The sequence below is a fragment of the Devosia sp. ZB163 genome (genome assembly GCF_028613635.1).
Taxonomy (GTDB): Bacteria; Pseudomonadota; Alphaproteobacteria; order Rhizobiales; family Devosiaceae; genus Devosia_A.
In genome coordinates this window covers 160,397-184,590 of record NZ_JAQRMY010000004.1, presented here as the reverse complement: position 1 = coordinate 184,590, position 24,194 = coordinate 160,397, and the positions used below count along the sequence as shown (strand labels likewise).

Below are 24,194 nucleotides of genomic sequence, written 5' to 3'. Positions count from 1 at the left end.
CGGGCGTCAGCCCTTCTGGCCTCCCCTGGGCGAGCCCCTGCGGCCCGCCGAACCGCCCTTTGGCTTCAGCCGCACCTTGAGCCGCCCGCCGTCCTCTTCGTTCAGTTCGAGCGAGGGCAGGTCGCGCACGAGGTCGCTGAGCTTCTTGTAGCCGTAGGTGCGGGGGTCGAAGTCGGGCGCGAGGTTGGCGAGTTGGCTGCCGATCGAACCGAGCAGGACCCAGCCGGTCTCGGTCTCGATCTCGGCGATGGCTTTGCGCAGCAGGTCATCTGCCTTGCTGATCGGCTCCAGTGCCTTGCCGCGTTCACCGGTGCCGCCCTTGGCTGCCGCATCGGGCAAGAGGTTCTCGGTGTAGATGAAGCGCCGGCAGGCCTGCCGGAAGCTCTCCGGCGTCTTCAGCTCTCCAAAGCCGTAGACGTCGACGCCCTCCTCCCGGATACGCGCCGCCAGCCGGGTGAAGTCGCTGTCGGACGACACGAGGCAGAACCCGTCGAACCGTCCGGAATGGAGCAGGTCCATGGCGTCGATCACCAGCGTGATATCGGACGCATTCTTGCCTGTGGTGTAGGCGAACTGCTGCTGCGGAATGATCGCGTACTTGGTGAGGACATCCGCCCAAGCCTTTGATCTTGGGCTGGAGAAGTCGCCGTAGATGCGCCGCACGCTGGCCTCGCCCAGCTTGGCGATTTCCTCGAACAGACCGTCGACGATCTTCGCCGAGGCGTTGTCCGCGTCGATCAGCACCGCAAGCCTTGCCTGTTTCCCGCCGTTTGCCATTCCAGTCCTCCGTTAGCGCACCGCCGACCCCGCGGCTGCGAGACCCCAGGCAAGCAGTTCCTGGGCCCGCTCCGGCGTCACGCCCTCAACATAGCACCGAAGCTCGGGCGCGTTGCCCGAAGCGCGGTAATGAACCGTGTCGCCCGAGGTGAGCGAGAAGCGCAGGCCGTCGATGGCCGAGAGGCTCTCGATCTCGCCCACCGGCGCGAAGAACCGCTGGGCATAGCCTTGGGTTTCCACCAGATCCCTAAGGAACGCCCCACTCCGCTCGCTCGGCACATGCGCCAGCCGATCGGCCAGCGCCGCGCGGACCGGGAGCGTCTGCACCAGCCCGGCAAGGCTCTGGCCGAGCTTGGCGGCCGTACCCAGCACGGCGAGGATCGGCAGCACCGCGTCGCGCGTCGGCAGCGCCTTCAGCAGCCGGCCGTTGATGGTCACGTCCGTGCCCAGCAGCAGCCCGCCATTGGCCTCGAAGCCGACCACCGCGCCCGGCGAGCCTTGCGCCGCGCTCTCCATGCCCGCGATGACGAAGGGCGAGCCCACCCTGGTGCGCTCGACCCGGCCGAACCAGCCCACGCCCTCGATCGCCGAGTTCGACGTCACCGGCGTCACCACCCGGTCGGCCCCGAGGAAGCGAGATGCCACCATGCCCAGCACGTCGCCGCGCACGAATTCGCCATTGCCGTCGATGAGCAGCGGCCGGTCGCCGTCACCGTCGGTCGAGACCACCGCGTCGAGCTTGTACCGGTCGATCCAGCCGAAGCGCGGCTCGAACAGCGCGTCGGAGAACGCTTCCGTATCGACCGCGACGAACGTCTCGGAACGCTCGAGCCGTACCACCTCGGCCCCCGCCCGGGTGAGGAACGACACCAGCAAGTCGCGCGCCACTGACGAGTGCTCGAACACGCCGATGCGCCAGCCATTGAGCGCAGTGGCGTCGAGCATGCCGCGATAGCGCTGCCGGTAGCGGTCGCCGGCAAGGATGCTCTCGTCCACCGCCCTGCCCTCGCCCTGCGGCACCGCCGCCGCGAGCGCCGCCGATATCCCGGCCTCGTCCGCCTTCGTGATCTCGCCAGCCGCCACGTAGAACTTGAGCCCGTTGCGATCGGCCGGGATGTGGCTGCCCGTCACCATGATCGCCGGCGCGCGGTTCTCCATGGCGTGCAGCGCCAGCGCTGGGGTCGGCAACACGCCGCAGTCGACCGGCTGGAGCCCCGCCGCGCGGATCGCCACGGCGCAGTCCTCGACGATCGCCGGGCTCGAGGCACGCAGGTCGCGGCCCAGATACACCCGCTTGCCCGCCGCCGTGCCAAGATGGGCGAGGAAAGCCGCCGTGTAGCGCCTTGCCGCGCCATCGGTCAGTTCCGTCGCGAGCCCGCGCAGGCCGCTCGTGCCAAACTTGAGTGAATCCGTCATCGCCGCAGTATCCGAAGGTGAAGCGCCAGCAATCTCATGGCCCTTCGCCGCCGCGCAAGCCATTCAGGCGTCGTTAATGCTTCGTTCATCATCACCGCCCACATTCGTCAGCATGATTGTCCAGAAGCGCACGATGAACTGGCTGCCCCGCGCGTCGATGTACGACGAGATGCAGGCTGCCCGCGAGAAGCGCCGCGCCAATCTCCAGGCCGACATGGCCAACTCGGCCAACAACAACGCCGCGCTCATCTCGACCAACACCACGTCCGGTGAGTCGGTGAACCTGACGCTGCGGATCGCCGCCGCGCGCATCCAGAACGGCACCACCCGCAAGGTCTAGCACCTTGCCTTGTCTGGATAATTTCCCCAGACTCCGCCCATGTCGCCCGATACGTTCTTCTCCCGCGAAGTCACCCTCGTCGCCCGCGAGCTGCTCGGCGCCGAACTGCTCGTCGACGGTGTCGGCGGCCTGATCGTCGAAACCGAGGCCTACCATCCCACCGAGCCCGCCTCGCACGCGCATCGCGGCCCGACGCCCCGCAACGCCTCGATGTTCCTCGGTCCCGGCTTCGTCTACGTCTACCGCTCCTATGGCATCCACTGGTGCCTGAACTTCGTCTGCAGCGACGCCTCCGCCGTCCTCATCCGCGCCATCGAACCCACTGCAGGCATTGAGAAAATGGCCGAGCGGCGAGGGCTCGCCAATCCGCGCGAGCTGTGCTCGGGCCCCGGCAAGCTGGCCGAGGCGCTGGCCATCACCAAGGCCCATGACGGGCTCCGCATCGACGCCGCTCCGTTCGCTCTCCGCCTCCCCGCTACGCCGCCCGCAGTGGTGATCGGGCCGCGTATCGGCATCACCAAAGCCGCCGATCTCCCCTGGCGTTTCGGCGTCGCCGGCTCGGCCTATCTCAGCAAGGCGTTTCGCCGCGCCTAGGTGGGTTCCCCTTCGCCCCCGCTTTGGCTAGTTTGCGCCCGCAGAAACAAGGAGAAGCCCGTGCAGGTCGAAGCGCTGATCAAGGAATTGCTGGCAACCGGCAGCATGAACGAGGAAACCACCGCCGACCTCAACCGCTGGCTCGAGGAAGCCACTGCCGGCACGCTCCATGCCGACGACGCGGAATACATCCAGGCGCTGCACGCCCGCATTACCGGCGCGCCCCAGCCCGAGCCGCTGCTCTCCGACACGGAGCCGGCGCGCCTTGACGGCCTTACCATCGAGGACTGGCGCGATCGCGCTCTCCGCGCCGAGGCGGAACTCGCCGCCCTCAAGGACAGCATCAGCGCGACGAGCGCTTGACCAACGGCACCTCGCCCAAGTACATGCGCCCTTGCGTGGGGCGCATTTACACTGGTTTTACAATGGATTCTCAGGTCCCTCGGCCTTGGAAGGGCCCTTTCCGTGCGCTGGAAATAGCCTATACCCGTCGCAAGGTCCTCCGTGACTTCCGTCGCGACTTCGGGCGCACCCCCAACTTGCAGTCACCGGCGACCTACAACGAGCGCCTCTCGCACCGTTTGGTCTATGACCGCGATCCGCGCCTGAAGGTCGTAAGCGACAAGATCGCCGTGAAGGACTACGTCGCCGAGCGCCTCGGCGACCGCTACAACGTCCCCCTGCTCGGCAAGTGGCGTCGGGCCAAGGATATCGACTGGGCCGCCCTGCCCGCGAGGTTCGTCATCAAGCCCAATGAGGGTTCCGGCCGGTTCGCGCTCGTCCGCGGCGAAGCGGACCGCAACCCGCAACGCCTGCGTGCCTTCGCCCAGCTCTGGCTCAAGCGCCGCTGGTTCGACTGGCTCGCCCAGGAATGGGGCTATCGCGGCATACCCCGTTACATCATGGCGGAGCCGTTGCTGGAGGGCCGCAACGGCGGCATCCCCTCCGAGGTCAACGTGTTCACCTTCGGGGGCCGCGTCGGGCTCATCCGGCTCTTCACCGGCCGCAAGACCCGGCCCGAGCGCCGCGATGCCTGGTTCGACCCCACTGGGCGCCAGCTCGACATCGGCGTCGATCCGATCCGCGGCGCGCGCATGGAACTCAGCGAGCGCGATCGCCTCGAGATCGTGGATATCTCCGAGAAGCTGGCCGCCGGCTGGGACCACCTGCGTGTCGATCTCTACCTGACCAGCGACGGCATCAAGGTGGGCGAGCTCACGCCCTACTCCTGGGGTGGGCGGGCGCAATGGCGCCCCGAGAGCGTCGACGCCAAGGTCGGCGCCCTGTGGGGCGGCGAGACCGACTACTCGATCTTCGAGGACTTCCGCGACCCCGCTCTCGCCGACTCTCCCCCGTCCGATCCACTGGTCTGGTTGCGCACCTGGCAGGACCTGATCAACGCCGGCGACTACGAGACCTCGCGCCAGCTCTTCGCTTCCGACGTCGTCGCCTTCGGCTCGCTCGCCGAGAGCATGCGGGGGCTCGCCGAACTCGAGGCGAACCAGTGGCGGAAGATCTGGGGCACGATCCGCGATTTCAGGTTCGAGGAGCCGGTTATCCTCTCCGACCACGAGGAGGCCTATACTGTGGCCGTTCGCTGGAGTTCGGAGGGGCAGACCGAAAATGGAGGTTGGTACGAACGCCGCGGTCGGTGCACTCTGATGCTGCAACGCCTTGGCCCTGCTCTCGTTTGTACCCATAGCCACTTTTCGATGGACCCCGGTATTCCGGCGCGCCGCGCGGGCTAGGAACGGGGTCCCGACTTCGGAGACCACAATGCAGTTCCTGCCTGCCCTCCTCGTCACGATCCTCGCCGCCATCGCCTCTCCGGCGGCGGCGCAACCGGTGCAACTGGCGACGCGCCTCGTCACCGACGGCCTCGACATGCCGCTCTTCGCCACCGCGCCGGCCGGCGACCCGCGGCTGTTCGTGCTCGAGCAGACCGGGCGCATCCGCATCGTCGCCGATGGCGCCTTGCTCGAGCGGCCCTTCCTCGATCTGAGCGGCAGCGTCAGCAACGGCAACGAGCAGGGGCTGCTCGGCTTGGCCTTCCACCCTGACTACGCCGAGAACGGCCGCTTCTTCGTCAACTACACCGACGGCGACGGCGACACCCAGGTCGTCGCCTACACCGTCTCGGCCGACGCCAATGTCGCGGACCCGGCCTCGGCGACGACCCTGCTGACCATCGACCAGCCCGCCCGCAATCACAACGGCGGCTGGCTCGGCTTCGGCCCCGATGGGCTGCTCTACATCGGCATGGGCGATGGCGGCGGCGCCGGCGACCGCCAGAACCGGGCGCAGAACCCCAACGAACTGCTCGGCAAGCTGCTCCGCATCCACGTCGATGGCGCGACGCCCTACACCATTCCGCCGGCCAACCCTTATGCCGCCGGCGGCGGCGCGCCCGAGATCTTCGCGATCGGCCTCCGCAATCCCTGGCGCATCGATTTCGACGGCGACCTCATCTACATCGCCGATGTCGGCCAGAACGCACAGGAAGAGATCGACGTCATCGGCACCGCCGATGCCGGTGCCAACCTCGGCTGGCGTATCATGGAAGGCGATGCCTGCTTCCAGGCCGAGACCTGCAACCGTGACGGCCTTGTCCTGCCGATCTACACCTATTCCCACGACAGCGGCGGCTGCTCGATCACCGGCGGCTACGTCTACCGCGGCAAGGCCATCCCCGAGCTCGACGGCCATTACTTCTTCGCCGATTTCTGCGACGGCCGCGTCCACTCCCTCACCTATTCCGAGGGCACCGCGGGCAACGTGACCGACTGGACCGACCAGCTCGGCACCCCCGGCGCCATCACCTCATTCGGCGAGGACAGCGCCGGTGAGCTCTACATCACGACGATCGAGGGCAACCTGCTGCAGCTGGTGCGGGCGGAATAGCCCGCGAGCAAGCAGTCACCAGACGGTGTAGCCGCCATCGACCACGAAATTGGCGCCGGTGACGTAGCTCGAAGCCGGGCTAGCGAGGTAGAGGGCGAGCGGGCCGATCTCTTCGGGCCGGCCCGGGCGGCCGAGCGGGATGCCGGCAGACAGGCGCTCGATCACCTCGGGGTGGTCGCGCTCCCAGCGCTGGTTGGCCTCGGTCATCATCAGGCCGGGCGAGATGGAATTGACGTTGATGCCATGCGGGGCCCAGTCCGAGGCAGTGGCCCGGGTGAAGTGCAGTACAGCAGCCTTGGCCGCTTCGTAGTGCCGGCCGCCGATGCCGCGGTTGATGATCAGCCCGCTCATCGAGGCGATATTGATGATGCGCCCGCCCCTGCCGCCGGCGATCATTGCCTTGCCGAGGTCGCGCGTGGCGACGAAGGTGCTGGTCAGGTTGAAGTCGAACAGCTCGCGCCAGCTGTCGGTCGTCTGGTCCTCGATGGGCACATTGAGAGAGCGGTTTCCGACATTGTTGATGATGACGTCGGGTGTGCCCGCAGTAGCGAGGACGGCCCGGCAGGTGGCTTCCGCACCTTCGGGCGTCGCCATGTCGCCCTCGATGCCCCACGCCTTGACGCCGCGGGCCTCGAGCTCGTCGACGGTAGCGGAGAGCGATGCCGCGGTGCGGCCGGAGATCGCGACATTGGCGCCGGCATCCGCCAGGGCCAGCGCCATGACACGGCCAAGGCCGCGGCTGGCGCCGGAGACGAATGCTGTTTTGCCGTCAAGGCGGAAGAGATCGAGCGTGCTGGGCATCATACGGACTTCAAATCGAGAACCTCGGACATGGCAACAGGCCGCTTCTGCGCCAGCGAGAGCAGCGTTGCCTCGATCATGGCGGTTACGACGAGCCCGTCGCGGCCCGTGCACTCGGGCACGATATCGTCAGCGACGCAATCGATGAAGTGAAGAGAGAGAAACGAGGCCTCAGGGGCCGCTGCCGAGGTTCCAGCGTGACAGGTGCGAGCGCGGGATGTCGGGCCGGCTCGTCGCCCAGTCGTAGCGCTGGTAGTGGGCGCCGCGGAACAGGTAGGCTTTGCCCGCATAGGCGCCCTCGCCGTTGACGCCGGCATGGATGCCGTTCGCGAACATCCCAACGAGATTCCAGTCGGTCAACGGACGCGGCGCCGTTGTCGTGTCCGTGGCCCAGTCATATGTCACGTATTGCTTGTCCCGGAAGAAGAAGGTCTTCCCCTCTCGTGCCCCATACCCGTTGATTGCAGCATCGACGCCATCGAGGAACGGAGCCGGCAGGTGCCAGGCCGCGAGCGATGTCGGCGGACCGACCGTGTTCGATGCCCAGTCGTAGCGGACATACTGGCCGCCCCGGAAGAAATAGGCGCGGCCCAGGTAGGAACCGAGACCGTTGACGGCGGCATCCACCCCAGATGAGAAGGGTGACGGCAGGTTCCAGGCGCTCAGCGGTGCCGGACGCTGGTCCAGTCGGTCGAGGGTCCAGTCGTAGCGAAGGTATCGCGTGCCTCGAAAGAAATAGACCTTGCCGGCATAGGGGGCGCGGCCCTCGAGCGCAGTGTCAAAGATCCATGCCATTGTCGCTCCCCGTGGAAAGCCGCGTCGACACGCCGGCCGCAGCGTCGTAGTCCACCAGCATCCGTGACCGGCGCACCGGGAAATGCAGGCGGAACAGGGGCCGGGTGCCGTCTTCGCGCCTCTCGCGGGCCGTCAGAACCACGCCCTCCGGCAGGGCGATGCCGCGACTGCGCAGAACCTCCTCCGCATTCTCGCGAATACGCCCGGGCAGCTCGGCAGAGTCGGTGAACTCGTCGACGAGTTCCAGGAGGCCGGTGTTCCGACCCAACTCCAGCAGCGTCCTGTGCACCATCGCCTGATCAGGGCTGAGCGAGCGTTCGGTGCTGTTCAGCGCGGCCTCGTGTCCTTCCAGCATCCGCTGGATCCGCTCGCGGTTCAGTTCGGAGATCGGCATGGCATCCCTCCCGTTCTACCGCCTGAGCCGTGCGGGCTTTAGCGCCGACACGGCGTCCATCGCATCGATGCGGCCATTGCCGACGAACGTGTTCCAAGGACCGTTCTCGGATTGACCGTTGTAAGGCGACGGTGGCACCCGGTTGGAGGTGCCCTCGATGATCGCGCGTATCTCGGCGGGTGTGAGCGTGGGCTCGATGGCGATCAGCATCGCGGCCAGTCCGGCTACATGCGGCGCCGCCGCCGAAGTCCCGGTGAAGTCGTGGACCCAATCCTTCCGGTCGAGATCCGAAAGCGTCCCGCTCCCGCGCGTCGTCGTCGTCGGCACGTCCACGCCGGGGGCAACAACGGATAGTGGTGTCCCGAAGTTCGAGAAGTTGGCGCGGCGGTCATTGTTGTTGACCGCGCCGCACGCGATCACGTTTGGGTGGGTCGCCGGGTAAGTGATCACGCCGCCACCGTTGCCTGCCGCCGCACAGAGCACCACGCCATTGGCGTCGTTCAATGCCCGGTCGGTGACGAGCGTGCTCGGCCAGCCCGTCGTGTTCCAGCTCATGTTGATCACGCGTGCGCCGTTGGCGACTGCGAAATTTATCAGCCGCGCCGCCTCCGTGTTCGTGAAAGAACTGAAGGCCAGCGGCATGATCCTCGACCAGTAGCCGGCGACACTCGCGACTCCCTTGAGATTGTGGGAAGTGGCGCCGGCTATGCCCGCGACCATCGTTCCGTGGCCCGCCGCAAAGCCCGGCACGCCAGTGTTGGAGCCGTTGCCGCTGATCCCTCCGCTACCGGCGACATAGGCTATGTCGGGGTGCGTCAGGTCACACCCGCTGTCGATGACGGCGATGATGACGTCAAAGCCCGACCCGGTGGCCACCACGTCATGTGCCGTTCGCCCCGGGCCGTAGGCGCGGATGCGCCTCAGGTTCCACTGCCCTGGATAAGCTGGCAGGTTCGGCTGGGGGCCCGCGGGATAGAAGGTGTCGACGGGGTCCATCGACAACGGAACGAGGAGCGGCATGTTCTCGTAGAGGACAGCATCTGCGTTGCCGGCCCGCTGCCGCAGTTGTTCCTGCGCGACACGTGCCGCCGGACGGGTACGCGGCTCCTCGATGGAATAGCGGCGATAGCCGTTGAGGTAGCTCGACCCCTCGTCATCCGCGCGCAGGCCTTCGCCCTCGAGACCAGAAACGACCTCGTCCACGATGAGCACGTCCGGCACTGGACAATGGAGGCTCTGGCGCCCTGCAATCTCCGGGTCGCGGTAGACGGCGCCGACCCATTCGAGCTCGCCATCGAAGGCGGCGTCGAGCTCTTCATAGAGCCCCGCATCGAGCGGGGCGCCCAGCGCCTCCCGCACCCAGAAGCGGCGATCGGTGTGGTTTACGACCTCGAACTCGGTGTCGCCCCTGTCCTCGGCCCTGTCGCGCTCCAGCTCAAGCCCGAACCTCCCCAGGCGTTCGGCTAGCTGGCCCTTGTCGACCGGCCGCAGGAAGCACAGAAGCGCGCGCGTGGCGTCGAGCTCGACCCAATGCGCACTGTCCTGCTGGAGAAGAAATGGGTATCCGCCAAAAGAAGAAGGGGCATCACGCACTGCAACCACCCGCTGACACGCTTCAACCGCAGTCACGGTGATTAGCAATTGTTTAACTATAGTACAATCAGGCCAAAGTGGATCTGGCGGAACGCGTACGATTTCGCACAACCTCTCCGGACGAAAAATAGAAGGCGGATCTGCCGCAGCGCGATCAGTGGCGACGAACGCAGCCGGCTACTGCCGAAGACTATACCTTCAGCGGACCCAGTCTTCGATCTGTCCGGTGATGGCGATGTGCTGGCCCTGGGTGACGCGCGCGCCCCAGGCCTGCGCTGCGAGCAAGCCATCGACTTCGGAGCGGACTGGCCAGGGCGCGGCGTCGAGGTGCTGGAAGTCGTGCAGGTAGCCGACGACTTCGCCGGCCGCTACGGCATCAGCGGGCTTCTTCAGCGCCTCGTAATGACCATCGAAGGGCGCGATCACCACGCACCGGCGGTCGACGATCGAGATCTTTCGCTGCGTACCGTCGGCATGGTGGGCGATCGGCGCGATCTCGCCGTAGAGCTGATCCCAGTGAACCATGGCGGCGCGGATGCCGTGACGGGCGTAGCGCACACCGTCCGGCTGGACCGAGCGCCCCCAGCCCAGTTCGGCGCCGATGGTGATCTTGCCCAGCCGCTCGGCCTCGCTGGTCAATAGGCCCGGCGTCTCGTTCTGGTAGACGAGCACGATCGGCGAGCCGAACCAGCGCGCCGTCTGCTCGATACGGCGGTTCTGCTCGGGATCGGGGATGGGGTGGAAGCTCGGGCCGAGCGCGAACTGTGCCACCTCGCCGCCGGCATGCATATCGAGAACCACGTGCACATGCGGCCAGATGGTCCTGCGCACGAAATCGGCGATGCGATGCGTGATGCGGCCGAGACTGGGGATACGGCCGGCATCGGCGACGAAGGCGCGGTTGAGGTTCACCCCGTCGTCGAGGACTGAGTCGCGCGCGCCAGCACGGAAAGCGGCAACGTTGAGCACCGGCACGAGGATGATGCGGCCACGCACATCAGCGATGTCGATCTCACCCAGGAGGTGCTTGATGGCGATCGGCCCCTCGTATTCGTTGCCATGCGTCGAGCCGAAGGCGACGAGCCCCTTGCCCGGGGTGGCGTCGGGGCCGACGAGGACGGAGAGCGGGATCAGGTGGTCGCCCCAGATACCGTCATGCGGCAGGGCCACCAGGTAGTCGCGGCGTCCGGGTGACTCGAGGTCCAGCGCAGCGGCGGTGACGATACGGCGATCCATGTCCGTCTCCTCAGCGGGCCCGGTGGGCGTCGATGAAACCGGTGTCGACCTCGATGCCGATGCCGACGCCATCGGGGATGGCGATGCAGCCATCCGCATCAAGACCGAGCGACGTTGGAGCGATCCCCGCGGTCAGCGGGCTCTGGCTGACGTTGAACTCGACGAAGTGGGCGCGTGGCAGCGTCGCGATGAGCTGCAGGCTGTAGCCGGTGAGGAGGTGCGTGAGCCACGAGTGCGGCACGAGGTCGATGCCGGCGCGGGTGGCCATTTGCGCCACCTGCTTCGCCACAGTAATGCCGCCGCAACGCGTGAGGTCGGGCTGGATCACATCCACGCAGCCCTGCTCGATGAAGCGGGCGAATTCCCAGTGGGTCGAAACCTGCTCGCCCGCTGCAATCGGCACCGGGCTCGATGCGCGCACCGCTGCGTACTCGTCGAAGTTCTCCGGGTGGATGAAGTCCTCGACCCAGCGCACGCCGTAGTCACCCAGCCACTGGCAGAGCGCCTCGTTGTCGGAAAGGCTGCGGGGCTGCATCCGGTTGGGGGTCACTGTCGGATACCAACCGGGATCGACCATGAGATGACGATCGGGGCCGAGAGCCTGACGGGCGGCAGCGATCAGTTCGCGGTCGCGCCCGGGGTCCTGCCCGAACACGCCCCAGCCGAACTTCACGGCGCGGTAGCCCTTGTCGATATAGGCGTTGGCGGCCTCGATCATGCCCTCTGGAGTGGAGCGGAACAGGGTCGAGGCATAGGCCATGACCTTGTCGCGCCGGCGCCCACCCAGGAGTTGGGACAGCGACATGCCGGCAGCCTGCGCGCGGATCGACCACAGGCAGTTGTCGAGGGCCGAAATGCAGTGCATGGCGATGCCACGCCGGCCATAGTAGGCGCTGCCGACATAGAGTTTGTCCCAGAGGCGCTCGACATCCAGCGGGTCCTCGCCGACCAGCAGGCTCCCCAGCGTACGGAAGCCGACCGTCGCCATGCCCTCCCCGGAAATGATGCTGACCGCCGCGGGCGCCAGCGTCTCGACATCCGACCAGCCGGTGAGACCCTCATCGGTAGCGACGCGGATGAGCAGCTGCCAGTCGCCATTGTCGGTGGCCTCGGCGCCGCTGGCACCCGCGCCATAGGCGGCAGTGCCACGCAGCAGGATCGGTTCGACTTCGGTGATCTTCATCGTCGCTCCTCGGGGTTGCCCATGATCATTGCAGCAGGGCTTTCAATGGGCGGGACGGATCGGCCAGATGGCCGGGGTCGGGCGCGGCGCGGGCGGCGATCAAGCGGCTCGCAATCTTGATGCCGCGCGATGCTGACGTGCCCGAGCCCAACGATGCGGCGCCAACCAGTCGACCAGATGGATCAAGCTGGAACTGCGTGACGAGGCCATCCTCGATCCTGTCCACAGTCGTGGCTCCGGCGGCAGGCACGCCCGCCGTGTAGAGACCCAGGTCGTACTGGTCGCTCCACATCCACGGCACAACGCCGATCGGCTGGCCCTGCCCCGCCATGTTGCGGCCAGCCGCCACGCCGTAGTCACCGGCGCTTTGCCAGCTTTCGAGCCGCACCATGGCGTCGTCGAAGAGCGGATGCGCGCTGATGGCGCAGTCGCCTGCGGCGAAGATCCCCTCGGCTACCTGCAGCATATTGTCGGTGACGATGCCGCCAGCGACGGCGAGCCCGGCTTGTTCGGCAAGCGCTGTTCGCGGTGTCACACCAATGGCGGCGATGATGGTATCGGCCTCGACCAGGCGACCGTCACTCAGCGCTACGCCAGCCGCCGACACAGACGCTGGAGCCACGCCGGTGAGGATCGTCACGCCGTTGCTGCGATGCGTCTCCGCCAGCACCGAGGCCAGTGCCTCCGGTACGCCGCGACCGAGGACGCGCGGGCCGGCCTCGATCACCGTCACCGCGAGGCCGCGCTGGCGGGCGGCCGCTGCCAGTTCGAGACCGATCAACCCGCCGCCCACGATTGCCAACCGCCTGGCCCCGGCGAAGGCAGGTTGCAGGCGCGCAAGATCAGCGGCGTTACGCAAGGTGTGAATGGTTACGGCGTCGCTCCCCGGCAGGTCGAGACGGCGGGGTGCGGCGCCCGTCGCCAGCAGCAGCCGGTCATAGGCCAGAGCGTGCCCGGTCGAGAGTTCGACACGCCATCGGTCCCGATCGATGCCGGTTGCGGAAGCGCCGGTCGTCAGTGCGATGCCCGCGACGGCATAGTCGGCCGCTTTCCGGATCGGCATCAGCCCGGTATGGCTTCCGGTCAGTAGGCCCTTCGACAGCGGTGGCCGCTCATAGGGCAGATGTGCCTCGTCACCGACGATCGTTATCGGGCCGGCATGGCCGGCCTCTCGCATCGCGAACGCCGCCGACACGCCGGCAAAGCCGGCACCGATGATCACCGCCGCGTCCGATGCCATCGTCAGACGGTGAGTTCGATCAGCACGTGGTCGCCGTCGACCCGAACCGGATAGGTCGCGAGGTTCACGCAGACCGGTGCACCCTTTGCTGCGCCAGTGCGGTAGTCGAAACGGCCATTGTGCTTGGGACACTCGATAATGGAATCCATCACGAAGCCATCCGCAAGGTGTGCCTGCTCGTGGGTGCAATGCCCATCGGTGGCGTAGAACTTGTCGTCGGGGCTGCGATAGATGGCGAAGGTTCTCCCGCCATGATCGAACCGAACGACGTCCTCGGTGTCGATGTCGTCGACACCGCAAGCCCGGATCCACTCAGCCATGGGTCGCCTCCACACGTTCCGGCAGCTGTCCGGCACCGGGCGGCAATTGCTTCTTGATGAAATACGATGGGTCGCCCAGTTGCCGCAGGATCGTCGGCAGGATTTCGCGCCAGGCCGCCATCACGCTGGGGGACGCCGGCGGACAATCCGCCTTCACCTCCTCATGCAGCGCCTTGAGCGCGTGGTACGGAACCATCGGGTACATGTGGTGCTCCACATGGTAGTTCATGTTCCAGTAGATGAAGCGGAACACCGGGTTCATGTAGACCGTGCGGGCGTCGAGCCGGTGATCCAGCACGTCCTCTGCCAGCCCCAGATGCTGCGTATTGCCGATCCACCACAGCAACCAGATACCGTAGATGTTCGGCCCGCCGATCAGCACCACCGGCAGCAGGCTCCAGGTCCCGATTGCCACCACGATGGCAGCGACGTGGATGCCCAGGATGACGATCCCTTCCACCTGCACCCGCCAACGTTCCATCTCGGGGATGTAGTCCAGCTCCTCCGCGTTGAGGCGGCCCAGGCTGTAGCGTGCCAGCGTTGCCAGCGACTGCGGCACGTTCACGAGCCCGACGATGTTGAGCACCATGATGATCAGCTGCGGCGGCCGCATGCCGGCGATCTCCGGATCGCGCCCGACGATGATCGTGTCGGTGTGGTGCCGCGTATGGCTCCACCGCCAGGCGGTCGGGCTGCGCAGCATCAGGAACGAGGCCAGCGCGTAGACGACATCGTTGATCCAGACGGTGCGGAACGCCGTGCGGTGCCCGCATTCGTGCCAGCGGGAGTCGGCCGCCGAGGCATAGAGCACGCCATAGACGGCAAAGACCGGCACCGCCCACCACGTTCCCCATAGCCAGATGCCGAGGCCGCCGAAGACCAGGATCAGGCCCAGCCAGATCGCGGTATCGCGCAGCGCCGGCCCGTCCGATCTTGCCATCAGTTCCTTCAACCGCTTGCGCGGTATCGGCGACTTGTACCACTCGCCGTTGGCGAGGCCCTTCTCGATCGCCCTGGCAGCCTCGGGGCCAACCAGCGAGTAATCGCGGTTGGTAGCAAAACGCAGCAACGAACTCATCTTCATGGCACGAACCCCTCCATGCCTTCCCCCGCTATTTCAGCGGGTTGTCGCCCTTCCACCAGTGATCGAACGGGTTCGACCACAGGATCGACTGGATGGTTTCCTCGCTGACCTTGGGCAGCGGCGTACCCTCGACCTGCTTGTTGATGTTGATGAGCCCATCCGCCGATTCCGCCACGCCCGCGAACGGGAAGTCGGTGCCGAAGAAGATCTTGTCGGCGGTCCGGTACTCCTCGGCCAGGATCAGCATGTTGTAGTACTGCCAGGGCCGGTAGAAGAGCGCCGACTGCTCCAGCCAGACATTGGGTTGCTTCCGCGCCACGACGATCGCCTCGTCGTACCAGGGGTGGCCCATGTGGGCGAGGATCATCGTGAGGTCGGGATACTTGAGCGCGATCGGCTCGACATGGATGGCCCGGCCCAGTTCCACCGGCGCATTGCGCGCATAGGTGGTGCCCATGTGCATGGTCAGGGGAATGTTGTTCTTCTGCAGGTATTCGTAGACCGGTTCGAGACGCGGATCCGACAGGTGCACGCCGTTGTAGATCGGCCCGAACTTGACGCCCTTCAGGCCCAGGTCCTCGATGCCATGGATCATCATGTCCATGTAGTCGGGACGGCGCGGATCGACATAGGCAAAGCCCACGAACTTGTCGGGGTACTTGGCCACGGCCGCGGCCGTCGTCTCGTCGTCGCCCTCCACGCCGATCGCGTCGGCATAGCGCAGCGTGAAGATGATCGCCTTCTCGGCGTCGGCCATCGCCTTGTAGAGCGTGTCGGCGTCCGACTTGTGGGTGATCTCGCCCTTGCGCACGCGGCCATGCAGCGTCCAGTACAGCGGCAGGATGTGATCTTCGTTGTAGATATTGACGTGACAGTCGCAATACGCGCGTGCGGCCATGATTATCCCTCCAGATATTATGCGGCGCCGACGATGCGCTGCTTGTGCAGCGACATCAGGAAGTCGGTGAGTTCGTTGTAGGTCATCGACGCGGTCGGCGCGTCGAGCGCGATCTCCCCGCGGTCGAGCACCACCAGGCGGTCGCAGACCTCGTGCACGTGGTGGATGTTGTGTTCGATGTAGATGCAGCTGCGCCCCCCCGCCTTGATCGAGCGGATGAAGTCGAGCACCTTGTTCACTTCCTTGAGCGCCAGCGCCACCGTCGGCTCGTCGAGCACGATCAGGTCGCTGTCGAAATGCATCGCGCGGCCGATCGCGACGCCCTGTCGCTCGCCGCCCGACAGGCGGCTCACCGGCGTATCGACATCGATGCCAACGCCGCGAAAGCCGATAGTGGAGCGCATGATCTGGTCGGCGATCCGCTTTTCCGCTTTCACGTCGATGAAGCCGAGCCAGTTGGTGATCGGGCGACCCACGAAGAAGTTGCGCCACAGCGGCTGCTTCTCGCCCAGCGAGGAGTCCTGGTAGACCGTCTCGATCTTGAGCTTGTGCGCTTCCTTGACCGTGTAGCTCGAGGCATCGATCTTCTGTCCGCGCACATGGATGGTGCCGCTGGTCGGCGGCTCCACCCCCGTCAGCACCTTGATCAGGGTCGACTTGCCGGCGCCATTGTCGCCGATCAGCCCGACGATCTCGTTCGAACCGATCTCGAGCGTCACGTTCCTGAGGCTGACAACCTTGCCGTAGTGCTTGCTCACGTTCTCGAGCTGGACGATGGGTGTGGAAGTCATGTGAGGTCCCGAGCTTGGGCGGTGGGTGGAAATGGCGCCGCCGGGCCGACGGCGCCATCGTCTGGTCGGCTTAGCGGATGCCGGTCTTGACCAGCGCTTCGAGCGCCTCGACGTTGGCCTGGGTCAGCGAACCGCCGCCCGTGTTGAGGTCGAGGCCGCCCAGGCCGTACTTCTTCTCGAGCACGGCGGCGAGCACCGGCATGAAGCCCTGCAGGTAGGGCTGCTGGTCGAGAACGGCGGTGACATAGCCGTCCTTCACGCCCTGGATCGCGGCAGTCGAAATGTCGAAACCGGAGGTGATGATCTCGCCCGGCTGCTTGCCTGCATCCTTGAGGACGCGGTCGAGCACAGCGGTGATGCCGCCATGGCCCGGCACGATGATTGCCTTGGTCTCGGGATTGGCCTCGAGATAGGCCACCAGCACCGGCACCGAGAGCGACGGGTCGGCGACGGCTTCGTTCGACCACTGCAGCTTGTCGTAGCTGATCTTCTTCTCGTCCAGCACCTCGCCCACAGCGGTCGCGATGTCGTAGCCCGGCGCGCCCTCGATGAAAGTGCCGTAGACCACGACCTTGTCGCCCTCGACCAGGTTGCCGTTGCTGATGGTCATGGCGGCGAGGTTCTTGCCCGCGCCGTAGTTGTCGAGGCCGAAGTAGCTGAGGCCCGTGCCGGGCAGGTTGGTGTTGTTGACGATCACGACGATGCCGTCGGCCTTGGCCTTTTCGACGAACGAGGTCATCGCGTCGGTGCCCGGATGACCCATCACCACGATGGCGTCGGGCACCGCGGCCAGCGCTTCGTTGGCCTGGGTCAGCATACGCTGCGGATCCCAGCCCGAGTGCTGCTCGATCAGGTTGACCTTGAGCACGCGCGCCGCGTCACGGGCGCCCAGCTCGCGGGCCAGCGTGGCGGTGTCGCCAGGATTGCCGCCCATCTGGAAGTAGATCGTCATACCGCTGTCGACGGCTTCCTGCGCGGTGGCGGCGACCGGAGCCGCAACCATCGCGGCACCCAGCGCAAGGCCGGCAAGGCTCTTGATCAGTGATTTCATGTCAGTTCCCTCTCATGTGTTGTTCACCGCCGGCAGGGTGCATAGCCCCTGCCCCGCCGACGGTGGTTTCAAGACCGCATGCGCGAGCGCATGGATTTGATCAGAGGCACCTTGTCGGGGTCCTCGATGGCCGTGTTCATCACCACCGAGATGATGAAGACGAGGCCGATGAAGAAGCGTGTCCAGAAGCCCTGGATACCGCTGGCGACGAGGCCGGCCTCGATCACGGCGACGATCAGCGCGGCAAAGACGGTGCCCGCTACCTTGCCCGAGCCGCCGAAGATCGAGGTGCCGCCGATGAACACCGCTGCGATCACCGTCAGCAGGTAACCGGTGCCCTGCGAGTTGAAGTAGGTCGTGGTCTCGACGGTGAGGAAGGCGCCGGCGAGGGCCGACAGGAAGCCCATCAGCGTGAAGAGCTTGATCTTCTCGCGGTCGATAGCGATGCCGACCACCTTGGCCACCTTGGCGCTGTCGCCGATGAACAGGATGTTTTCACCGAAGCGGTGCCGGTTGAGGATCATCCAGATCACCACCGCGATACCGATCGCCCACAGCATCTGCACCGGGAACACGCCGCCTATGCGTCCCACCATGATGGTGTGGATGAGCGAACCCTGGATGTCGGGAATGGCGATCGAGATGCCGTTCGACACCACCGTCACCAGCCCGCCCCACAGGAACATCATGGCCAGCGTGGCGATCATCGATGGGATGCCCAGCTTGGTAACGACCACCCCGTTGACGAAGCCCATGAGCGTACCGGTCGCGAGTGCCGCAACCAGCGCCAGCCAGGTCATGTCATATTGCTGGAACAGTACGGAGAAGACGTAGCTGGAAAAGGCGATGACCGACGGGAAAGACAGGTCCATTTCGCCCGCCGTCGCCACCAGCGTCAGGCCCAGCGCCACGATCAGCGGCGGCGGCACCGAGGCCATGAAGCTCATGTACACGCGGTAGCCCATGAAGGCCCGCGGGGCCGTGATCATGAACAGCACGATCAGGATCACGAATACCAGGGCGGTCGCCGTGCCTTCGATCTTGAAGAACTCGGCGACCGGGTTGCGGCGTGTGGGAGTGACTTCCCTTCCGATCGCAGCCATCAGAGCACACCGTAGCGTGCGTAGACGTCGCGCAGGTAGCTGCCGGCGCGCAGTTCGTTGATCGAATGGTGCTCGCCGTTGATCTTGTCGAAAGCGAACTGCAGCACCGTGGCTTCCACCGCCTGCGGCACCACCACGACGCCATCGGCATCGCCGAACACCAGGTCGCCCGGCGTCACGCGGACGCCGTCCACGATCACAGGAACGTCCACGGCCTGGATCTGGCCCCGCCCCTTGGAGTCGAGCGGCGCAATACCGGTATGGAACACGGGCAGCTGCAACTCGCGGATGCCCATGATGTCGCGCACCATGCCGTCGGTAACGCAGCCAGCGGCACCGCGGGCGCGCGTCGCGGTCGAGAGCAGGCTGCCCCAGGGGGCGATGCGACTCGAACCACCGCAGGCGAATACGGCGACGTCCCCCGGCTTGAGATCGTCGACGATCGCGATCTCGAGCTCGTACGGGTTCACGCCCTCTTCGACGTAGCTCACTTCCATGTACTGACCGGTGCGGGCACGCCCGCAGAGCTTGAGAGCGTCGTCCAGTGGACGCATGCGCGACGTCATCGCCTGGTTCCACACGCCGGCCGCATCGAGCGCATCGCTGAGCACGGCCGAGTAGAGCTTCTCCCAGCCTTCTGGAAGCGGCGGGTTTTGACGGGAGGTGAACGCGGAGGTCACGGGAAGTGCCCTTTTCTAGAACGAGACTTTGGAGGGAGGCGTGCCGCTGCCGCCTACGAGGAAGTCGAAATCGACCCCCTTGTCGGCCTGCTGCACGTGATCGATGAAGAGCCGGCCATAGCCGCGCTCATAGGCCGGCGGCGGCGGCACGAAAGCCGCGCGGCGCCGTTCGAGTTCCTCGGCGGGAACATCGAGTTCGAGTTTGCGAGCGGCGCAGTCGAGCACGATGTAATCGCCCGTCCGCACCAGCGCGAGTGGGCCACCGAGCGCCGATTCCGGCGCCACGTGCAGCACCACCGTGCCGAAGGCGGTGCCGCTCATGCGCGCATCGGAGACACGCACCATGTCGGTGACGCCCTGCTCGAGCAGCTTCTTGGGCAGCGCCATCGTGCCGGCTTCGGGCATGCCCGGATAGCCGCGCGGCCCGGCGTTCTTGAGCACGAGGATGCTGTCGGCATCGACGTCCAGCGCCGGGTCATCGATGCGGGCGCGGAGGTCTTCGGAATTCTCGAAGACCATAGCGCGGCCGCGATGCTGCATCAGTCGCGGCGACGCGGCCGACGGCTTGATGATCGCGCCATTGGGGGCAAGGTTGCCCTTGAGCACCATCATGCCGCCCTGTGGCGTCAGCGGATTGTCGAGGGTGCGGATCGCCTCGTCGTTCCAGCACTCCGCCCCGGCGATGCGCTCGCCGATCGTGCCGCCCTCGACCGCAACCGCGCCGAGGTTGAGCATTTGCGAAATGCGCTTCATCACCACCGGCAGGCCGCCGGCGTCGAAGAACTCTTCCATCAGGAAGCGGCCCGAGGGCTTGAGGTCGACGATGGTCGGCACGTCACGGCCGAGCGCGTCCCAGTCCTCGAGCTTGAAGTCGACGCCCAGCCGCCCGGCGAGCGCCAAGAGATGCACCACCGCATTGGTCGAGCCGCCGATGGCACCATTGACCTTCACCGCATTCTCGAAGGCGGCCCTGGTCAGGATCTTGGAGATGGTGATGTTCTGCCGGACCAGCTCCACGGCGCGCTTGCCCGACTGCTCGGCCAGCACCGCGCGCCGGCTGTCGGGCGCAGGGATCGAGCCGTTCATGGCAAAGCCGATACCCATCGCCTCGCCCAGGGACGCCATCGTGGAGGCGGTGCCCATGGTCATGCACGACCCGGCCGAGCGGCTCATGGCTGCCTCGGCAGCGTCCAACTCGGCCTTGGAAATCTTGCCGGTACGATACTCTTCGTCGAGCTTGAAGATGTCGGTGCCCGAACCCAGCACACGCCCACGGAAGCGGGCGTTCAGCATCGGCCCGCCCGACACCAGCACCGCCGGAATATCGCAGCTCGCCGCGCCCATCAGCACCGCTGGGGTGGTCTTGTCGCAGCCGGCCAGCAGCACCACGCCGTCGATCGGGTTGGCGCGGATCGTCTCTTCGACATCCATCGCCACGAGGTTGCGGAACATCATCGTGGTCGGCCGCATCAGCGGCTCGCCCAGGCTCGTCACCGGAAACTCCAGCGGGAAGCCGCCCGCCATCAACACACCGCGCTTCACATGCTCGGCAAGCTCGCGCAGGTGCCGGTTGCAGTTGGTCAGCTCCGACCAGGTGTTGCAGATGCCGATCACGGGCCGGCCGTCGAGCAGTTCGGGCGAGAACCCCTGGCTCTTCATCCAGCTGCGCGGCACGAAGCCGTATTTGCCGGCGCGGGCAAACCACTCGGAACTGCGATAGGCCCGCGGCTCGCCCGGTTTTGCGCTCGTCTCGCTGACGCTTGTGCCGACTTGGTCGTTCATCCGCCGTCCACCCCTGCGACGATCAGCGGCGCCCTCAGCCGCATGAACATGTAACGTTACATGCGCAGTCGTCGTCAAGAGGCTTTCTGCGTGGCCCCAGTCAGGTAGTGAAGCCCTGCTCGAATACGACAGGCAGGGTGATCTCGGCGGCGTTGAAATGCCCGGATTTCAGGCGTTGCAGCATGGCCTCGCCGGCCTTCTCGCCTAGCTCGTAGGCTGGGGACAACACCGTGGTGAGATGCGGCCGCGAGTAGCGATGGGCGTCGAATCCGTTGAAGCCGACGACACGCACATCCTCAGGCACCCGCACGGCGCGATCGTTGAGCAGCAGCATGGCCGCGATGGCGATCGGGTCGTTAGCGCCGACCACTGCGTCGGGCAACGGATTGGTCTCGAGGTAGGTCGAAAGGGCCGCCTGCACGTCTGCAAAGGATTCGCTGTTGGCAGGCAGGACGGTCAGCGTGGCGTGTCCTCCCGCGGCAGCTATGCTGTCGCGCAGTCCCGCGATGCGGCTCTCCACCGCCGGCCAGATCTGCCGTGGGGTCACCACAAGCATCCGCTCGACGCGCCGCGCCAGCAGGTGATCACCAATCAGTCGCCCGCCGCCCAGGTCGTCCTGGCGCAGGGCACAGACGTCGGCATCCCCCAGATCCGCCGTTTGCTGGAACAGCACCAGCGGCTGCTCCAACTCGGCCAGGCGGCGCGCCACGACAGCGCGCTCCTCGGCCGGCCCCGAGATCATGGCGCAGAAGCCCGCCACCTCGTAGTTGCGCAGGATCATCGACTGCGCCAGCGCCGCGCTCGGCACCCCGTAGATGCTGAGCGTGTAGTCGGCGCGGTTGAGCGCATTGGCCAGCCCCGCCACCACCTGGCAGGTGAAGAAGTCGGCGAGGAAGGTCGGCGACTCGTCCACGATGACCATGCCGATCGAGCGCTGCTCGGCTACGCGCAGGTTCCGGGCATTGGTCGAGCGGCGGTAGTTGAGCCGTTCGATCTCCCGCTCAACCCGCTTGCGCGTCGCAGGACTGACGAACTGCAGCCGGCCATTGAGCACGTTGGACACGGTCATCGGCGACACTTCGGCCGCTCGCGCTACGTCCTTGATTGTCGCCCGCTCCTTGCGGACTACCTTGCCTGTCACTCACAAACCTCGACCAGCGCCTCGGCAGCATATATCGTTACATGCGACCGCTTTCCAAGGGATACCCGATGTCCACCTACGCCAACTACCCCAGCCTTGCCGGCAAATCCATCTTCATTACAGGTGGGGCAACAGGAATCGGCGCCAGCCTCGTCGAGCACTTCGTGGCGCAGGGATCGCGGGTGGCCTTCATCGACATCGACGACGAGGCAGCCGCGGCGCTCTCAGCCGATGGACGGTCACGCTACCTCCGGTGCGACGTCCGCGATGTTGCTGCGCTCCGTTCTGCACTTTCCGACGCCGGTGACGTCGACGTCCTCGTCAACAATGCCGCACGCGACGACCGTCACGCCGTGGAGGATGTCGACGTCGACTACTGGGACGAACGCCTTGCCGTGAACCTCCGTCCCCACTTCTTCGCCGCCCAGGCCGTCCGCGCCGGCATGGCCCGCCGAGGCGGTGGTTCCATCATCAATCTGGGCTCGGTGACAGTGCAGATGTCATCCGGTCAGATGGCCGCCTATGTTACTGCAAAGGCTGGCATTTATGGCCTGACCCGAGCGCTCGCCCGGGACTTCGGCCAGGACCGGATCCGCGTCAACTGCCTCGTTCCCGGCTGGGTCATGACAGAGCGACAGCGCACGCTGTGGCTTGGTCCAGATGGAGAAAAGCGCATCGCCGAACGCCAGTGCATCCCCGACCCGCTGATCCCCGAGGATATCGCGCGGATGGCGCTGTTCCTCGCCGCCGACGACAGCAGGCACTGCACCGCGCAGCAGTTCATCGTCGACGGCGGTTGGGTCTAGTCGAGGCTGGAAATCCGCCGCACCAGGTCGGGGCGGTCGAACACCTGCGGGTGCAGATCGGTCCCCAGTCCCGGCCCTTCCATCGGGTAGACGTAGCCACCCTCGATGCGCGGGGTCACGGTCACCAGGTCCTTGTACCAGCCGTCATAATAGGCGCGGACCGACTCCTGGATCAGGGTGTTGGGCTGGCTGAACGAGGCATGGATCGTCGCGGCGAAGGCCACCGGCCCGACACAGTCATGTGCCGCGAACGGCCGGTGATACACCTCCGCCAGCGATGCAATCTTGCGCGCCTCGGTCAGTCCGCCGCACCAGCCCACATCGACCATCACCACGTGCGTCGCGTCGCGCTCCAGCAGTTCCTTGTAGGGATATCGCGTCGCCAGCACTTCGCTGGCGCAGGTCCATACCGGCGTCGATCGCGCGAATTCCGCCAACGCCTGCGGCGAGTTCATCCGGATCGGATCTTCGTACCAGGTAGGCTTGTAGGGCTCGAGCGCCCTGGCGATCTGCATTGCCGTCGGCAGGTTCCACAGGCTGTGGAGTTCGACCATGATCTCCATCCGGTCGCCTACAGCCCTGCGAATCTTCTCGAATGGCTCCAGCGCCAGCTTGAGCTGGTCGTTGGTGATGTACCGCCCGCCATTCTCCATGCCCGCAGGATCGAAGGGCCAGATCTTCATCGCCCCGATACCCGAGTCCAGCAGGTCTTCCGCCAACTCGCCCGCGCGATGCATGAAGCCATCCAGGTCGGCGTAACGGCTATCGCCCTGCCCGGAAGCCCAATTGTCCACCGGCTTGAAGTTCCGCGCCTGGGCATAGCGCGGATTGGCGCAGGTATTGTAGATGCGCAGCTTGTCATGGCAGCGGCCGCCCAGCATCTGATGCACCGGCAGATTGCAGGCCCGACCGAACAGGTCCCACAGCGCCACGTCTAGGGCCGATAGAGCTCGCATCTCCACGCCGGAGGACGAGAAGCCGAGAGCAGCGTAAAGCATCTCGTGATGGATCGCTTCGATCTGCAGCGGGTCACGCCCCAGCAGTCGTGGCGCCAGCACCTCGTGGATATGCGCGCTTACCGAGCCGGGCCCGAAGAAGGTCTCACCCAGCCCGATGATCCCCTCATCCGTGTGCACCCGCACCCAGACGACGTTGGAAAACTCCTCGGTGTAGAGCGTCTCGATTGCCCTGATCTTCATCGTCCCCTCCCCTGCAAATACCGCCGCGCCGATCCTCGCCGCGGCACCCCGGCACGAAAGTCGCCGACT

General features: G+C 66.0%; 26 protein-coding genes. 6 read left to right on the top strand and 20 right to left on the bottom strand.

Features of this window, described 5'->3' with window-relative positions:
* Window positions 1-6 precede the first annotated feature (6 nt).
* Window positions 7-777 (bottom strand): NYN domain-containing protein, encoded by a 771-nt coding sequence (locus PRN20_RS19085; RefSeq protein ID WP_273959229.1) that lies wholly within the window; start codon window positions 775-777, stop codon window positions 7-9.
* A 12-nt stretch (window positions 778-789) separates the two neighbouring features.
* Window positions 790-2,193 (bottom strand): phosphomannomutase, encoded by a 1,404-nt coding sequence (locus PRN20_RS19080; protein WP_273959228.1) that lies wholly within the window; start codon window positions 2,191-2,193, stop codon window positions 790-792.
* Window positions 2,194-2,326: 133 nt separating this feature from the next.
* Here PRN20_RS19080 and PRN20_RS19075 point away from each other — a divergent pair, with 133 nt between their 5' ends.
* The 5 genes from PRN20_RS19075 (at window position 2,327) to PRN20_RS19055 (ending at window position 6,028) form a co-directional block, all read left to right on the top strand.
* Window positions 2,327-2,533 (top strand): hypothetical protein, encoded by a 207-nt coding sequence (locus tag PRN20_RS19075; RefSeq protein WP_273959227.1) that lies wholly within the window; start codon window positions 2,327-2,329, stop codon window positions 2,531-2,533.
* Between the two features lie 39 nt (window positions 2,534-2,572).
* The gene (locus tag PRN20_RS19070) at window positions 2,573-3,127 is read left to right on the top strand and encodes a DNA-3-methyladenine glycosylase (protein WP_273959226.1); all 555 of its coding nucleotides are present in this window, start codon (window positions 2,573-2,575) and stop codon (window positions 3,125-3,127) included.
* A gap of 60 nt (window positions 3,128-3,187) precedes the next feature.
* Window positions 3,188-3,490 carry a hypothetical protein gene (locus PRN20_RS19065; RefSeq protein ID WP_273959225.1) on the top strand — a complete coding sequence of 101 codons (303 nt, stop codon included), beginning with the start codon at window positions 3,188-3,190 and terminating at the stop codon, window positions 3,488-3,490.
* 176 nt (window positions 3,491-3,666) lie between these two features.
* Window positions 3,667-4,875 carry an ATP-grasp fold amidoligase family protein gene (locus tag PRN20_RS19060; protein ID WP_273959224.1) on the top strand — a complete coding sequence of 403 codons (1,209 nt, stop codon included), beginning with the start codon at window positions 3,667-3,669 and terminating at the stop codon, window positions 4,873-4,875.
* Between the two features lie 28 nt (window positions 4,876-4,903).
* Entirely contained in the window at window positions 4,904-6,028 is a 1,125-nt protein-coding gene (locus PRN20_RS19055) for a PQQ-dependent sugar dehydrogenase (RefSeq protein WP_273959223.1), read from the top strand.
* A gap of 15 nt (window positions 6,029-6,043) precedes the next feature.
* Here the strand turns inward: PRN20_RS19055 and PRN20_RS19050 are convergent, their stop codons facing one another.
* The 17 genes from PRN20_RS19050 to PRN20_RS18970 all read right to left on the bottom strand — a co-directional run bounded on the left by PRN20_RS19050 (window position 6,044) and on the right by PRN20_RS18970 (window position 22,120).
* Complete coding sequence (locus tag PRN20_RS19050; protein WP_273959222.1) at window positions 6,044-6,829, bottom strand: SDR family NAD(P)-dependent oxidoreductase; 786 nt, start codon at window positions 6,827-6,829, stop codon at window positions 6,044-6,046.
* Window positions 6,829-6,951, bottom strand: coding sequence for a hypothetical protein (locus PRN20_RS19045; RefSeq protein WP_273959221.1), 123 nt, complete (start codon window positions 6,949-6,951; stop codon window positions 6,829-6,831). The genes PRN20_RS19050 and PRN20_RS19045 overlap by 1 nt, the downstream gene beginning before the upstream one ends.
* 49 nt (window positions 6,952-7,000) lie before the next feature.
* Window positions 7,001-7,624 carry a hemopexin repeat-containing protein gene (locus tag PRN20_RS19040; RefSeq protein ID WP_273959220.1) on the bottom strand — a complete coding sequence of 208 codons (624 nt, stop codon included), beginning with the start codon at window positions 7,622-7,624 and terminating at the stop codon, window positions 7,001-7,003.
* The gene (locus PRN20_RS19035; RefSeq protein ID WP_273959219.1) at window positions 7,608-8,018 is read right to left on the bottom strand and encodes a hypothetical protein; all 411 of its coding nucleotides are present in this window, start codon (window positions 8,016-8,018) and stop codon (window positions 7,608-7,610) included. The genes PRN20_RS19040 and PRN20_RS19035 overlap by 17 nt, the downstream gene beginning before the upstream one ends.
* A gap of 15 nt (window positions 8,019-8,033) precedes the next feature.
* Window positions 8,034-9,659 carry a S8 family peptidase gene (locus tag PRN20_RS19030; RefSeq protein WP_273959218.1) on the bottom strand — a complete coding sequence of 542 codons (1,626 nt, stop codon included), beginning with the start codon at window positions 9,657-9,659 and terminating at the stop codon, window positions 8,034-8,036.
* A 150-nt stretch (window positions 9,660-9,809) separates the two neighbouring features.
* Window positions 9,810-10,847 (bottom strand): succinylglutamate desuccinylase/aspartoacylase domain-containing protein, encoded by a 1,038-nt coding sequence (locus tag PRN20_RS19025; protein ID WP_273959217.1) that lies wholly within the window; start codon window positions 10,845-10,847, stop codon window positions 9,810-9,812.
* Between the two features lie 10 nt (window positions 10,848-10,857).
* Window positions 10,858-12,030: a mandelate racemase/muconate lactonizing enzyme family protein gene (locus PRN20_RS19020; RefSeq protein WP_273959216.1), complete on the bottom strand. Its 1,173-nt coding sequence runs from the start codon at window positions 12,028-12,030 to the stop codon at window positions 10,858-10,860.
* A gap of 25 nt (window positions 12,031-12,055) precedes the next feature.
* Window positions 12,056-13,252, bottom strand: coding sequence for an NAD(P)/FAD-dependent oxidoreductase (locus tag PRN20_RS19015; RefSeq protein ID WP_273959215.1), 1,197 nt, complete (start codon window positions 13,250-13,252; stop codon window positions 12,056-12,058).
* Between the two features lie 20 nt (window positions 13,253-13,272).
* On the bottom strand, window positions 13,273-13,590 hold the full coding sequence (locus tag PRN20_RS19010) for a MocE family 2Fe-2S type ferredoxin (RefSeq protein WP_273959214.1): 318 nt from the start codon (window positions 13,588-13,590) through the stop codon (window positions 13,273-13,275).
* Window positions 13,583-14,659 (bottom strand): fatty acid desaturase family protein, encoded by a 1,077-nt coding sequence (locus PRN20_RS19005; protein WP_443112601.1) that lies wholly within the window; start codon window positions 14,657-14,659, stop codon window positions 13,583-13,585. The genes PRN20_RS19010 and PRN20_RS19005 overlap by 8 nt, the downstream gene beginning before the upstream one ends.
* Before the next feature lie 43 nt (window positions 14,660-14,702).
* Complete coding sequence (locus PRN20_RS19000; protein ID WP_273959212.1) at window positions 14,703-15,572, bottom strand: amidohydrolase family protein; 870 nt, start codon at window positions 15,570-15,572, stop codon at window positions 14,703-14,705.
* Between the two features lie 17 nt (window positions 15,573-15,589).
* Window positions 15,590-16,363 (bottom strand): ATP-binding cassette domain-containing protein, encoded by a 774-nt coding sequence (locus PRN20_RS18995; protein WP_273959211.1) that lies wholly within the window; start codon window positions 16,361-16,363, stop codon window positions 15,590-15,592.
* 70 nt (window positions 16,364-16,433) lie between these two features.
* Complete coding sequence (locus tag PRN20_RS18990; RefSeq protein ID WP_273959210.1) at window positions 16,434-17,414, bottom strand: substrate-binding domain-containing protein; 981 nt, start codon at window positions 17,412-17,414, stop codon at window positions 16,434-16,436.
* Window positions 17,415-17,482: 68 nt separating this feature from the next.
* Window positions 17,483-18,517: an ABC transporter permease gene (locus PRN20_RS18985; protein ID WP_273959209.1), complete on the bottom strand. Its 1,035-nt coding sequence runs from the start codon at window positions 18,515-18,517 to the stop codon at window positions 17,483-17,485.
* Window positions 18,517-19,197 carry an RraA family protein gene (locus tag PRN20_RS18980; protein ID WP_273959208.1) on the bottom strand — a complete coding sequence of 227 codons (681 nt, stop codon included), beginning with the start codon at window positions 19,195-19,197 and terminating at the stop codon, window positions 18,517-18,519. The genes PRN20_RS18985 and PRN20_RS18980 overlap by 1 nt, the downstream gene beginning before the upstream one ends.
* A gap of 15 nt (window positions 19,198-19,212) precedes the next feature.
* The gene (locus tag PRN20_RS18975) at window positions 19,213-20,979 is read right to left on the bottom strand and encodes an IlvD/Edd family dehydratase (protein WP_273959207.1); all 1,767 of its coding nucleotides are present in this window, start codon (window positions 20,977-20,979) and stop codon (window positions 19,213-19,215) included.
* 100 nt (window positions 20,980-21,079) lie between these two features.
* Window positions 21,080-22,120: a LacI family DNA-binding transcriptional regulator gene (locus PRN20_RS18970; RefSeq protein ID WP_273959206.1), complete on the bottom strand. Its 1,041-nt coding sequence runs from the start codon at window positions 22,118-22,120 to the stop codon at window positions 21,080-21,082.
* Between the two features lie 68 nt (window positions 22,121-22,188).
* On the opposite strand from PRN20_RS18970, the gene PRN20_RS18965 reads away from it, so the two are divergent.
* Entirely contained in the window at window positions 22,189-22,926 is a 738-nt protein-coding gene (locus PRN20_RS18965) for an SDR family NAD(P)-dependent oxidoreductase (RefSeq protein WP_273959205.1), read from the top strand.
* On the opposite strand, the gene PRN20_RS18960 is transcribed toward PRN20_RS18965, so the two are convergent.
* A complete protein-coding gene (locus PRN20_RS18960; protein WP_273959204.1) occupies window positions 22,923-24,125 on the bottom strand; it encodes a mandelate racemase/muconate lactonizing enzyme family protein in 1,203 nt (400 codons plus the stop codon). The genes PRN20_RS18965 and PRN20_RS18960 overlap by 4 nt on opposite strands.
* Window positions 24,126-24,194 lie beyond the last annotated feature (69 nt).